Raw genomic sequence first — 12,698 nt, 5'->3', positions numbered from 1 at the left:
TTTTGTTTCCTTGCGCTATCAAAAAAAAACCACCCGAAGGTGGCTTTCCTTAATTCTTAGGTTCAGGTTTCCAAACCCATTCGGCTCCGTATTCTGCAAGGAGATCATCGGATGCAGTTGGTCCCATGGATCCAGACTTGTATTCATAGAGCGGTGCTCCATTTTCGGCCCATAGTTTTTCAATCCGGTCAATCAATTGCCATGAAGCACGGACTTCGTGCCAGTGGCTGTAATTGGTTGAGTCATTGTTCAAAACGTCAAAAATTAATTTTTCATAAGGCTCTGGGGAAGCTCCAGTTGCAGTCGCATCTGTTTCGTAGTCAAAGGAAATCGGTGCGATACTGAATTTTTCTCCGACCTCTTTTCCGTTGATGCTCAATGAGAAACCTTCATTTGGTTGGATATAAATGGTCAAGACATTTGGTTGCAAGTCATGTCCAAAGATGGAGTCGGTTTGCTTGAAGACCACATTGACCATGGTTCCTTTTTGCGTCAAGCGTTTTCCAGTACGGAAGAAGAAAGGAACTCCACGGAAGCGATCGCTATCAACAAAGAATGCCCCAGAAGTATAGGTCTCCGTAGTAGATTCAGGGCCGACATTGGGCTCGCTGCGATAAGAGATGTCTTTTTTCCCTTCGATCGTACCTGAACGGTATTGACCACGGATAAAGAATTTCTTTAATTCCTCATCTGTTGGATTGTACAATTGCTCAAAAACTTTAACTTTTTCAGCTCGAATCGCATCCTTAGTAAAGGTGGCTGGTTTATCCATTGCAAGCAAAGACAAAAGCTGAAGGGTATGGTTTTGCACCATATCTCGAAGGGCCCCCGAGTGATCATAGTAGCCACCGCGTTCTTCAACCCCCAAGCGTTCAGCAAAGGTAATTTGGATATTGTCAATAAAATCTCGGTTCCAAAGATTATCAAAAATAAGATTTCCAAAACGAATGGCAAAGATATTTTGGATCATTTCTTTTCCAAGGTAATGGTCGATCCGGAAGATTTGTTCTTCATCAAAGGTTTCTTCCAATTCCTTGTTGAGCTGACTAGCCGTTTCTAGGTCTGTACCGAAAGGTTTTTCAACGATCAAGCGCTCAAAGCCTTGTCCATCCACAATTCCTTCGGATTTGAGGTGTTTGGCAATGGTTCCAAAAAATTGAGGAGCCATGGACAAGAAGAAGACCTTGTTGTGTTCCGTTTGGTATTTTTCATCCAAGCTATTTTGCAATTCGCGCAGGGCGATGTAATGTTCGGTATCATTGACATCATGGCTTTGGTAGTAGAAATGACTAGCGAATTCTTGAGCTTGTTGAGGGCTATCTGCCAGATCTGTGATAGATTCTACCACGACTGATTCAAAGTATTCTTTGCTCCATGGTCTGCGGGCTGTTCCGATAACCGCAAAGTTTTCAGATAGATTTCCTGATTTATAGAGTCTAAAAAGGGATGGGTAGAGTTTGCGCTTGGCTAAATCTCCACTGGCCCCGAAAATGGTTACAATAACTTTTGAAGACATTTAAGTACCTATTTCCTATTTTATTAACCATATTTTACCATAAAATCTACAAGATTTCTTTGATGGAATCGTTGTTCCGAATATTTTCCGCTTGGATTAGAGGATTAGAGAGGAAAGCATAGAAAAAGCTAGAATCAATGTGGATTCTAGCTTCAATTGCTATAAGCTGTTTGGATCGACCACCGAAGAAACTTGGTAACTCCATCAGAATACGCGGTAGACATATGGATTGGCCGGTTTCGTAATGGTCTGGCAATCACTAATGTGGAGGACAGGCAAGCTTTGCTTGAGCTGTTTGTGGTATTCAATGGACAAGGTTCCTTTTGCATGGATCCAAGTATTATTTTCAAAATGTTGGGGAGCACCGGTTGTTAAAAGACCGTAGACACCGGAATCTGCGATACAGTGGATGATCCCAAAGCGAAAGAGGAATTGGCTGTCTTTGTTATTAGGATCATTGTAAACAAAACCGGTCAACTCGATGGTTTTCCCCGCAAATTGATCTGGATAATCATAAATGACCTCCATGACTTCCATATAATTCTCAGTGGTCACCTGGATCACCTTTTTATCAACATATTTCTTAGCTGCCTGCTTCATCTCTGACTCATAGGCGGACTTAGTGAAATAGCTACTGGTATCCGGTTTGAGATACTGGGTTGTTGTCCCTTCATCCTGTTGGATTTCTTTGGAAGAACCTGCTGCCACTGGGAAGTGATAGCCTTTGGCAGAGACAGTTTGAGAATCCAGCGTCACTGTTGGGAAAAATAAGCCGACAAACAAAGGAATACAGAGCAAGAAGATACTCGCCACTTTTGCCCATAAGCCGGATAGATGACTATGGATTTTCATTTGTTTGACCCAGATAATCAGCTGCACAAGAGCTAAAATGAAGGACAAAAACATGGAAATATAAGCCAAGTAAGAATAGTGTAAGTTGATGTATTGATTGAGCTTACCGGATAATTGAAGATACATGGTGAGCTCAAAATAACCTGCTAAGATCAAAAATCGTATCATAAAGCTACCCCCACAATCCAAGAGTATAGGAGCACAACTCCACAGACAATTCCGATAAATTGCCAGATAAAACGGGTCTTGAGATAATTTTTCATCATGAGGAGATTCTTGACATCAAGCATGGGTCCAATCACCAGAAAGGCCAGCACCGGCGCTACTCCAAAACTACTCAGAAGAGAGGAGCCGATAAAGGCATCCGCCTCGCTACAAAGTGAGAGGAGGAAGGACAAGGCCATAAGGAGGAGAATAGCAATAACCGGTGTCGCACTGATCGAAGTGAGGATCCGTGTTGGGACATAGACTTGGACGAGGCTTGCAAAAAGACAACCGAATACCAAGTAGCGTCCTGTATCAAAGAATTCATCAATTGCCTGAACCAAGACTTGAAAGAGCTTTTGGCCTTTGCTCAAATCGCTAAAATCATGTTCATGCACAGGCTTGCGATGTTCTTTTTGGATCGAATCTGTCTGAATAAAGCCAAGGAAGATCCCTAGTACCGTTGCGACCAGTAGGGAACCCAGGGCGCGATAGAGGGCCATCTTAACAGAATTCCCAAAGGCTGAGTAGGTTGCAAAGAGAACGATAGGATTGATAACAGGTGCTGTCACCAGAAAGGGAACAGCAGTATAACTTGGGACTTTCTTTTCTAGAAAGCGATTGATAATGGGAACAATTCCACATTCACAGGAAGGAAAGATAAAGCCGATAAAGGTCCCAAAGAAAATCCGCCCAAATTTATTTTTGGGAAGAAAACGGTAAACCTTCTCAGGTGTGACATAAACCTCAATCATTCCTGAAATGATACTTCCGATCAGGACAAAGGGCAGGGCCTCAATGATAATCGAGAGAAAAATAGCCCCAGCCTGCAAGACGCTAGAGGGAAGGTGTTGAAAGAATGTCATTATTTAGCCTTCTTTGCATCTTTAGCAGCCGTTTCTGCTTTCTTTTTTTCTTCGGGGAATTCAACTGTTTTTTCTAGATCTGGAAAACTTGCAAAGTTTTCAAACATTTTATCAAGATCATCTGTCTTAGAAAATTTAATAGCCATTTTTGGGCCTCCTTTTTCGTTTTCTATCATTATAACAAAAAGGAAAGATCAAGGGGGAAATAGAGCATAAAAGCCAAGGAGGAAACTTCTACAAAACCCTAGCAAATAGGTGGCTAGAAGCCTTGGCTACGGTAAAATATGCTATAATAGAAGCTATGGATAAATATGAAAAAATAGCCCAAGAATTGGGTGTTAGCTTAAAACAAATCGATACCGTATTGAGTCTGACCGCAGAAGGATCAACCATTCCCTTCATTGCTCGCTATCGAAAAGATATGACGGGAAACTTAGATGAAGTAGCGATCAAGGCTATTATTGATCGGGACAAATCCTTAACGGCTCTAGCTGAACGAAAGGAAACTGTCCTAGCAAAGATTGCTGAACAAGGCAAGTTGACGGATGCGCTCAAGCAGGCTATTGAATCTGCTGAAAAATTAGCGGATGTCGAAGAACTCTATCTGCCTTACAAGGAAAAACGGCGGACCAAGGCTACGATTGCCCGAGAAGCAGGACTCTTCCCCTTGGCACGCCTTATTCTGCAAAATAGTCCAAACTTGGAAGCAGAGGCTCAGAAATTTATCTGCGAGACCTTTCCAACCGAAACAGCGGCTCTAGCTGGTGCAGTAGATATTTTGGTAGAGGCTATTTCAGAAGACACCCAATTGCGGGCTCTCACCTATCAAGAAATTCATGGGTATTCCCTCATGACCTCAACTCTAAAGGATGAAAGCTTAGATCCTAAGCGAACTTTTGAAATCTACTATGATTTTTCTGAAAAGATCAAGAGTATGCAAGGTTACCGGACGCTTGCTCTCAATCGTGGGGAAAAATTGGGCGTTCTTAAAGTCGGATTTGAGCACCATCTGGATCGAATCATTCGTATTTTTGAAGCTCGATTTAAAACGAAAAATACCTATGTCGATGAGGTGATTCAGCAGGCCGTCAAGAAAAAAATTGTACCAGCGATCGAACGCCGGATTCGAACAGAGTTGACTGAGGCTGCCGAAGACGGTGCTATCCAATTATTCTCTGAAAATCTACGGAATCTATTGCTCATTCCTCCATTGAAGGGGCGTGTGGTCCTTGGTTTTGACCCAGCCTTTCGGACAGGTGCCAAATTAGCCGTTGTCGATGAAACAGGAAAGATGCTCACAACCCAGGTCATCTATCCAGTTGCCCCTGCCAAACCAGCTCAGATCGAGCAAGCTAAAAAGGATCTGTCCTCCTTGATCATGGAGTTTAACGTAGAGATTATTGCCATTGGAAATGGAACCGCCAGCCGTGAAAGTGAGGCCTTTGTCGCAGAGGTGCTCCATGACCATCCAGGGGTCCGCTATGTCATTGTCAATGAAAGTGGAGCGTCTGTCTATTCGGCAAGTGAGTTGGCCCGCCATGAGTTCCCAGAATTAACTGTTGAAAAACGTTCGGCTATTTCTATTGCCCGCCGCCTGCAAGACCCCTTGGCCGAATTGGTGAAAATTGACGCCAAATCGATTGGTGTGGGTCAATACCAGCACGATGTCAATCAGAAGAAATTGACCGAAGGCTTGGACTTTGTGGTGGATACGGTTGTTAACCAAGTTGGGGTCAATATCAATACCGCTAGTCCGTCTCTCTTAGCGCATGTAGCAGGACTGAATAAAACCATCTCTGAAAATATCGTCAAATACCGGGAAGAAGAAGGAATGATCCTTTCACGGGCACAGATAAAAAAAGTCCCTCGTCTCGGAGCCAAGGCTTTTGAGCAGGCTGCCGGATTCTTACGCATTCCTGAAAGTAAAAACATTTTGGACAATACCGGCGTTCACCCTGAAAGTTACCAGGAAGTTGAAAAGCTCTTTCAACTTCTTGAAATTACCGAACTCGATGCATCAGCTCAGGAAAAATTAAAAGCTGTGAACATAAAGGAGATGTCTACTCAGCTGGATCTGGGACCAGAAACCCTGAAAGATATCATTGCCGATCTCCTAAAACCAGGTCGTGATTTGCGGGATTCCTTTGATGCACCAGTGCTCCGTCAGGATGTCTTGGATATTAAAGACCTCCACATTGGTCAAAAATTAGAAGGGGTTGTGCGCAATGTGGTTGATTTCGGAGCCTTTGTCGATATTGGCATTCACGAGGATGGCTTGATTCATATCTCCCATATGAGCAAGCAATTTATCAAGCATCCAAGCCAAGTCGTCTCTGTAGGAGATGTAGTGACGGTCTGGGTGAAGAAGATCGACGTGGAACGCGAAAAAGTCAACCTCAGTTTGGTAGCACCGAATGAATCTGACTGACTATGTACGCCAGGTATCTCTGGAAGATTTTGGGAGAGAATTTCGCCATCAAGCAGAGTGGAATGCGCGTCTTCAAACCACTGGAGGCCGTTTCTTTCCCAAGGATCGACACCTCGATTTTAACCCGAAAATATATCAAGCTTTCGGATTAGAGACCTTTCGGAAAATAATCCGCCATGAGCTCTGCCACTACCATCTTTACGATCAAGGAAAAGGCTATCGCCACAAAGATCCAGCCTTTAAACAGCTCCTTCAGCAAGTGGATGGACTTCGATTCACACCACCTCTACCAGAAAAATCGAGAAAAAAGCGAGTTTATCTCTACCGATGTTCTCATTGTAGACAAGAGTATAGGCGAAAGCGAAAAATCGATCTGAAGAAATATGCTTGCGGTCGCTGTCACGGTCGTCTGCAATTCCTTGAAATGAGACAGGAATGAGAATCGGTCTTTAGGCGGATCTCTTTCTAGTTAGACTCTGCTAAAATAGGTCTAACTAGAAAGAGGAAAATCAAATGACATCATCATTTTACAAATCAAAACGCCACCGCCTGGTTTCAGGTGTGCTAGCTGGGCTGGCTGATAAATTTGGTCTGAGTGTAATGCTATTACGCTTCTTGTTTATACTCTTTACAGTCTCCCATGCCTTTATCGGTGTGATTATCTACTTGCTGTTAGATACGACCTTACCTTATAAGGAAGAGGAGCAGGAAATATTTGACGATGGCCCTCGACCTCGTCGGAGAAAAGAGGCTGAACCCATCCATGATCAGAATGATAGTCCGTTTTTCTAAAAGGAGTTCCGGGTGAAGCAGAAGTTCTATTACCTTGCTTTTATTCTATATCTCTTCTTCAGTTTTATAGGACAGTTTTTCATTTTAAATTGTGTTTTTGGAGAAGGAGTTGGAACAGTTTTTATCGGAATGGCCCTTTATCCACTGGGCATTTGGAATAGTCTCTTCTACCTCTTGTTTCTGACAACAGAAAGGGCAAGAGAGCCACAAATTTATCGGTTTTCGATTTTATTTCTGCCGATGTTGTATCTGGTTTTGTCCTTGTTGGGGGGAGGACCTATCGCCTTTATGCTCGGATTGATTGCATTTCCTTCCAATGCGGTGGTCTATGCTGTCTCGACTGGAATCAAATCCATGATCAAAGATTTCTTGCAAGGCTGAAGGCTGGAGCATTCTTCAGATGTTACCATCATTTCCTAGAGGTTAGAGACAATTGTCTTGGCCTCTTTTTGCTTGCCTTAAAAAGGAGTTGAAAATGGATCATTCAAATGACACTTCAGTCTCTCGTCTGAAGAGAAAATCTGCTATAATAGAGAGAGAATTTTAAAAGGGAGAATGATATGGCAGTTACTGTTCGCGATATACAGGAAAAGCTTCGTCTGTCAGTTGTTTATGGGGATGATAACCTCTTAAGCAAGGAAATTACGACTGCGGACATCTCACGTCCAGGTCTTGAAATGACGGGCTATTTTGACTATTACACACCTGAGCGGATTCAGCTTGTAGGAATGAAAGAATGGTCCTACCTGGTGAAGATGAGCTCTCACAACCGACATCAAGTTTTACGCAAGATGTTCCAACCAGAGACACCTGTCATCATTGTCGCGCGGAATTTGGACATTCCAGAAGAAATGTTACGGGCTGCGGAAGAGAAGCAGCTGGCTATTTTAAAGAGCAATGTTGCGACGAGCCGTTTGTCTGGTGAGTTATCCAGTTATTTGGATAGCCGCTTGGCAGAACGTACCAGTGTTCATGGTGTTTTGATGGATATTTATGGGATGGGGGTCTTGATCCAAGGAGATAGCGGGATCGGTAAGAGCGAGACAGCTTTGGAACTTGTCAAGCGGGGTCACCGTCTCGTAGCGGATGACCGAGTCGATATCTATGCGAGAGATGAGATGACCCTTTGGGGAGAGCCTGCTGAAATCCTACGTCACCTACTAGAAATCCGTGGTGTCGGGATTATCGATGTCATGAGTCTATACGGTGCGAGTGCTGTGAAGGATTCTTCACAAGTTCAAATCGACGTTTACCTGGAAAATTATGCTAAGGACCAAACTTATGATCGTCTTGGTAACAACGCAGAAGAGTTGGAAATCGGTGGAGTCACCATTCCTCGTATTCGCATTCCAGTGAAGACAGGTCGAAATATTTCGGTCGTGATTGAAGCAGCAGCCATGAATGTTCGTGCCAAACAAATGGGCTATGATGCCACTAAAACCTTTGAAGAACGTTTGTCCCAGTTGATTAGTCAAAATGAGGTGAAGGAATGAATCCAGTAGCCCTTCAATTAGGTCCGATCAGTATTCGTTGGTACGCAATTTGTATTGTCTCTGGTTTGATTCTAGCTGTTTATCTTTCCATGAAAGAAGCGCCTCGTAAGAAAATTGATCCAGATGCCATCATTGATTTCATTCTGATTGCTTTTCCTCTTGCGATTGTGGGTGCCAGACTCTATTACGTTACTTTCGAATGGGGCTATTATAGCCAGCACCTTGGTGAGATTTTTGCTATCTGGAACGGAGGAATCGCGATTTATGGTGGCCTCTTGACAGGTGCCCTTGTCCTCTATCTATTCTCTCGTAGACGCTTGATTGAGCCAATTGATTTCTTAGATATTGCGGCCCCAAGCGTCATGATTGCACAGAGTATTGGACGTTGGGGGAACTTCTTTAACCAGGAAGCTTATGGAGCTGCTGTTAAAAGTCTTAACTACCTGCCCTCTTTTATTCGAGACCAAATGTATATAGATGGTAGTTACCGTCAGCCAACGTTCTTATATGAATCCAGTTGGAATCTGTTAGGATTTCTCTTGATCTTGATTCTTCGTAGGAAGCCCCAATTTTTGCGACAAGGTGAGATCACAGCCTTTTACCTTATCTGGTATGGTTTTGGTCGGATGATCATCGAAGGAATGCGGACAGATAGCCTGATGTTTGCGGGCTTACGTGTTTCCCAGTGGTTGTCGATGATCCTGATTTTAGTTGGACTCGCCATCATCATCTACCAACGTCGCAAAAAAGCCCCTTATTATGTAGAAGCAAAGGAGTAATATATGTTTATTGAAATTGCCTACGGCCTCTTAGGCCTTGCCTTAGTAGCGCTTGTCATTTATATGATTTTTTTCCTCTCAAAGATTGGAAAAGTTGTAGATGAGACGCAAAAAACCATCCAAGTTTTGACATCAGATGTCAATGTCACCTTGCATCAGACCAATGATCTATTGGCAAAAGTCAATGTTTTAACGGATGATTTGAATCAAAAAGTTGCAACGATTGCCCCACTCTTTACAGCCGTGGCGGATCTTTCAGAGTCTGTTTCAGATTTGAATGATCAAGCCCGTCAATTGAGTGTCAAAGCTGTATCAGCTGGTGGAAAAACAGTGAAAGCCTCTATCGGATTAAAAGCGATTAAGATGGCTTCAAAATTATTTAAATAGAATCGAGGAAGAATATGGGACGTTTATCTAGTTTATTAATTGGTGTGATTTCAGGTGCTTCAGCAGCCTACTATTTATCAACTGAGCAAGGAAAGAAAGTCACTAAAAAAGTGGTGCGCTTCGTAAAAGATTATCAAGAAGATCCTCAAGAAGTACATGAATCGGTGAAACAAACTGCTAAGGATGTTTCAAAACAAGCAGCAGAAGTGATCCAACAAACCAAAGAAAAAGTTGGTTCTGGAGAAATTACGACAGGAACTGTTTTGGAATCTGTCAAAGAAAAAACGCAAGATGTGGTTGAAAAATCTCAAGAAGTCTATCACTCATTTAAGGATAAACTTCAAAAAGAAAATCTAAGTGGCAATGACTTGGTTCAATCCATTCGCAAACAAACAGAATCAGAAGACATCGTTTTAGAGTTGGATGAAAAAGATTCTGAAGAAGCAGCTGAAGAAGAAACAAAAGAAGTATAAAAAATGAGGCTCACAGAGCCTCATTTTTTATGGAAGGTAAGATAGCAATTGGCAGTTAAGTTTTGTCTTCCAACTGTTAATCCAATTAAAATAATTCGAGTAAATAAAAAAATCAGGCGAACCTGATTTTTATTTTTTTCGTTTATTGTAGTAAATTCGGAACCCTTGAATACTAGCAAAACTAGAACCAATCGCTAAAGCAAACGCAAAGAAGGTATTCATTTTTGTCGCTAAAAAGATAAAACTAAATACAACCGTCAACACACAGAAAATAGCGATATTTAAAAAATATAGCAATTCACTTAATTGAGGTGCGGGTTCAACTTCAGGAGCATAGTCCTGAATAGGGGTTTCTTGGGTTTGTTTGGTTAATTCGATATAATCGAATTCTTCTTCTTCATAGTGTCTTAAATTTCTTACGGGCATTTTCTCTCTCCTAACAGTACTCTATTATTCTATCATGAATTCAGGAATATAAATGTTACAAAAATGTTACAAATTTTACAAAATGAATAAATTTTTCTAGAATATCGGAATTTTTGTTATAATGGTTCTATGAAAAATATTATTATTACAGCAACAGCAGAGAGTGTTGAGCAAGCGCAAGCCCTGATTGATGCAGGGGTTGACCGAATCTATGTCGGTGAAAAAGACTACGGATTACGATTGCCTCAAACTTTAAGCTATGACGAAATAAATCGAATTGCCCAACTAGTCCATGCTGCTGGGAAAGAATTGACAGTAGCTGTAAATGCACTGATGCACCAATCGATGATGGATTCAATCAAGCCTTTCCTAGATTTTCTAAAGGAAATTCAGGCTGATTATATTACTGTCGGAGATGCGGGCGTTTTTTATGTCTTGAAACGAGATGGCTATCCATTCAAAACGATTTACGATGCCTCAACTATGGTCACTTCTAGCCGCCAGATCAATTTCTGGGGAAAACAGGCAGGAGCTTCTGAGGCTGTTTTGGCTCGTGAGATTCCATCTGCCGAATTATTCGTAATGGCTGAGAATCTTCAGATTCCAGCAGAGGTCTTGGTCTATGGTGCTAGCATTATCCACCATTCGAAACGACCTCTTCTTCAGAATTATTACAACTTCATCAAGACAGAAGAATCTGTGACCAAAGATCGCGATCTGTTCTTAGCAGAACCAGGAGATCCCAATTCTCACTATTCAGTCTATGAGGACAAACATGGAACCCATATCTTCTCAAATAATGACTTGAATATGATGACCAAATTGTCTGAGTTGGTAGAACATGGCTTTGATCATTGGAAACTTGATGGTGTCTACTGTCCGGGTGAAAACTTTGTCAAGATTACAGAGTACTTTGTCAAGGCCCGTGATTTGATTCAAAAAGGAACATTTACACAGGATCAAGCCTATCTGTTTGATGAAGAAATCCGCAAATTACATCCAGCTAATCGTGGTTTGGATACTGGTTTCTATGATTACGAACCAGATCGTGTAAAATAACAAATAATACTAGGGCTTCTTCGTTTGTGAGTTTTCCTTTTTCAGGGAACGAAGAGGCTATTCATCATATCGACAATCTTGTAAATTGGAGAAAACATGACAAATACAAAAAAACGTCCAGAGGTTTTGGTACCTGCTGGAACATTAGAAAAATTAAAAGTTGCCGTTAATTATGGGGCAGACGCAGTGTTCGTCGGTGGACAAGCCTATGGTTTGCGTAGCCGTGCTGGAAACTTTACCATGGATGAGCTTCGTGAAGGTATCGAATATGCGCATGCACGTGGCGTAGATGTACACGTGGCTTCGAACATGGTGACCCATGAGGGAAATGAACAAGGGGCTGGTGAATGGTTCCGTGAATTACGAGATATGGGCCTTGACGCCGTGATCGTCTCAGACCCGGCCTTGATTGAAATCTGTGCAACTTATGCACCTGGACTCAATATTCACTTGTCTACGCAAGCTTCTGCAACCAACGTGGAGACCTTCCATTTCTGGAAAGAATATGGCTTGACCCGTGTCGTCTTGGCCCGTGAGGTATCCATGGAAGAGTTGGCAGAGATCCGTAAGCGTACCGATCTTGAGATCGAAGCCTTCGTTCATGGAGCCATGTGTATTTCTTATTCCGGACGTTGTACCCTTTCTAACCACATGTCTGACCGGGATGCCAACCGTGGTGGTTGTTCTCAATCTTGTCGTTGGAAATACGATCTCTATGATATGCCATTTGGCCAAGAACGCAAGAGTATCAAAGGACAAGTCCCAGAAGAATATTCTATGTCAGCCGTGGACATGTGTATGATCGAAAATATTCCAGACATGATTGACAATGGGGTTGATAGCTTGAAGATCGAAGGTCGGATGAAATCTGTCCATTACGTATCAACAGTTGCCAACTGTTACAAGGCAGCTTGTGATGCCTATATGGAAAGTCCAGAAGCCTTTTATGCCATTAAGGATGATTTGATCAATGAATTGTGGAAAGTCGCTCAACGTGAATTAGCAACTGGATTCTACTACCAAACACCGACTGAAAATGAACAATTGTTTGGGGCACGTCGTAAGATTCCGCAATACAAATTTGTAGGAGAAGTGGTGGACTTTGATCCATCTACCATGACTGCGACGATTCGCCAACGGAATGTCATCAATGAAGGCGACCAAGTGGAATTCTACGGACCAGGCTTCCGTCATTTTGAATGCCAGATCCAAGACTTGCATGATAAGGATGGAGTGAAGATTGATCGCGCACCAAATCCGATGGAACTTCTTACGATCACCGTTCCACAAGAAGTCAAGCCAGGAGATATGATTCGTTCTTGCCAGGAAGGTTTAATCAATCTCTACTCAAAAGATGGGGCAAGTAAAACTGTTCGAGTATAACAAAAAAAGAGAGGGTTAAATCTCTCTTCAGAATATAGAA

General features: G+C 42.3%; 14 protein-coding genes. 9 read left to right on the top strand and 5 right to left on the bottom strand.

The annotated features are described in order from the left end of the window. Positions 1-49: 49 nt before the first annotated feature. The 4 genes from zwf to LPB220_RS10805 all read right to left on the bottom strand — a co-directional run bounded on the left by zwf (position 50) and on the right by LPB220_RS10805 (position 3,584). A complete protein-coding gene (gene zwf, locus LPB220_RS07835; protein ID WP_150906388.1) occupies positions 50-1,516 on the bottom strand; it encodes a glucose-6-phosphate dehydrogenase in 1,467 nt (488 codons plus the stop codon). A gap of 204 nt (positions 1,517-1,720) precedes the next feature. Then, positions 1,721-2,536 carry a TIGR03943 family putative permease subunit gene (locus tag LPB220_RS07830; protein WP_150906387.1) on the bottom strand — a complete coding sequence of 272 codons (816 nt, stop codon included), beginning with the start codon at positions 2,534-2,536 and terminating at the stop codon, positions 1,721-1,723. Further along, entirely contained in the window at positions 2,533-3,438 is a 906-nt protein-coding gene (locus tag LPB220_RS07825; protein WP_150906386.1) for a permease, read from the bottom strand. The genes LPB220_RS07830 and LPB220_RS07825 overlap by 4 nt, the downstream gene beginning before the upstream one ends. Beyond that, on the bottom strand, positions 3,438-3,584 hold the full coding sequence (locus LPB220_RS10805; RefSeq protein WP_009731407.1) for an SPJ_0845 family protein: 147 nt from the start codon (positions 3,582-3,584) through the stop codon (positions 3,438-3,440). The genes LPB220_RS07825 and LPB220_RS10805 overlap by 1 nt, the downstream gene beginning before the upstream one ends. 155 nt (positions 3,585-3,739) lie before the next feature. Here LPB220_RS10805 and LPB220_RS07820 point away from each other — a divergent pair, with 155 nt between their 5' ends. The 7 genes from LPB220_RS07820 to LPB220_RS07780 all read left to right on the top strand — a co-directional run bounded on the left by LPB220_RS07820 (position 3,740) and on the right by LPB220_RS07780 (position 9,790). Then, positions 3,740-5,866: a Tex family protein gene (locus tag LPB220_RS07820; RefSeq protein WP_150906837.1), complete on the top strand. Its 2,127-nt coding sequence runs from the start codon at positions 3,740-3,742 to the stop codon at positions 5,864-5,866. Further along, positions 5,853-6,305, top strand: coding sequence for a SprT family protein (locus LPB220_RS07815; RefSeq protein WP_150906385.1), 453 nt, complete (start codon positions 5,853-5,855; stop codon positions 6,303-6,305). The genes LPB220_RS07820 and LPB220_RS07815 overlap by 14 nt, the downstream gene beginning before the upstream one ends. A gap of 74 nt (positions 6,306-6,379) precedes the next feature. Then, positions 6,380-6,658 carry a PspC domain-containing protein gene (locus LPB220_RS07810; RefSeq protein ID WP_150906384.1) on the top strand — a complete coding sequence of 93 codons (279 nt, stop codon included), beginning with the start codon at positions 6,380-6,382 and terminating at the stop codon, positions 6,656-6,658. Positions 6,659-7,218: 560 nt separating this feature from the next. Further along, positions 7,219-8,151: an HPr(Ser) kinase/phosphatase gene (hprK, locus tag LPB220_RS07795; RefSeq protein WP_150906381.1), complete on the top strand. Its 933-nt coding sequence runs from the start codon at positions 7,219-7,221 to the stop codon at positions 8,149-8,151. Then, the gene (gene lgt / locus LPB220_RS07790) at positions 8,148-8,930 is read left to right on the top strand and encodes a prolipoprotein diacylglyceryl transferase (RefSeq protein WP_150906380.1); all 783 of its coding nucleotides are present in this window, start codon (positions 8,148-8,150) and stop codon (positions 8,928-8,930) included. The genes hprK and lgt overlap by 4 nt, the downstream gene beginning before the upstream one ends. A gap of 3 nt (positions 8,931-8,933) precedes the next feature. Further along, positions 8,934-9,317 (top strand): DUF948 domain-containing protein, encoded by a 384-nt coding sequence (locus tag LPB220_RS07785; protein ID WP_150906379.1) that lies wholly within the window; start codon positions 8,934-8,936, stop codon positions 9,315-9,317. Between the two features lie 14 nt (positions 9,318-9,331). Continuing rightward, positions 9,332-9,790, top strand: a complete 459-nt coding sequence (locus LPB220_RS07780) for a YtxH domain-containing protein (RefSeq protein WP_023918695.1) — start codon at positions 9,332-9,334, stop codon at positions 9,788-9,790. A gap of 129 nt (positions 9,791-9,919) precedes the next feature. Here the strand turns inward: LPB220_RS07780 and LPB220_RS07775 are convergent, their stop codons facing one another. Beyond that, entirely contained in the window at positions 9,920-10,216 is a 297-nt protein-coding gene (locus LPB220_RS07775; RefSeq protein ID WP_150906378.1) for a DUF3270 family protein, read from the bottom strand. Positions 10,217-10,345: 129 nt separating this feature from the next. Between LPB220_RS07775 and LPB220_RS07770 the strand changes: the two genes are divergently transcribed. After that, complete coding sequence (locus tag LPB220_RS07770; RefSeq protein WP_045759685.1) at positions 10,346-11,275, top strand: peptidase U32 family protein; 930 nt, start codon at positions 10,346-10,348, stop codon at positions 11,273-11,275. A gap of 96 nt (positions 11,276-11,371) precedes the next feature. After that, positions 11,372-12,658 carry a peptidase U32 family protein gene (locus tag LPB220_RS07765; protein ID WP_003002878.1) on the top strand — a complete coding sequence of 429 codons (1,287 nt, stop codon included), beginning with the start codon at positions 11,372-11,374 and terminating at the stop codon, positions 12,656-12,658. Positions 12,659-12,698: the final 40 nt, after the last annotated feature.

The sequence above is a fragment of the Streptococcus sp. LPB0220 genome (assembly GCF_008727815.1).
In the GTDB taxonomy this organism is placed as follows: domain Bacteria; phylum Bacillota; class Bacilli; order Lactobacillales; family Streptococcaceae; genus Streptococcus.
This window is presented reverse-complemented; position numbering and strand designations above follow the sequence as displayed.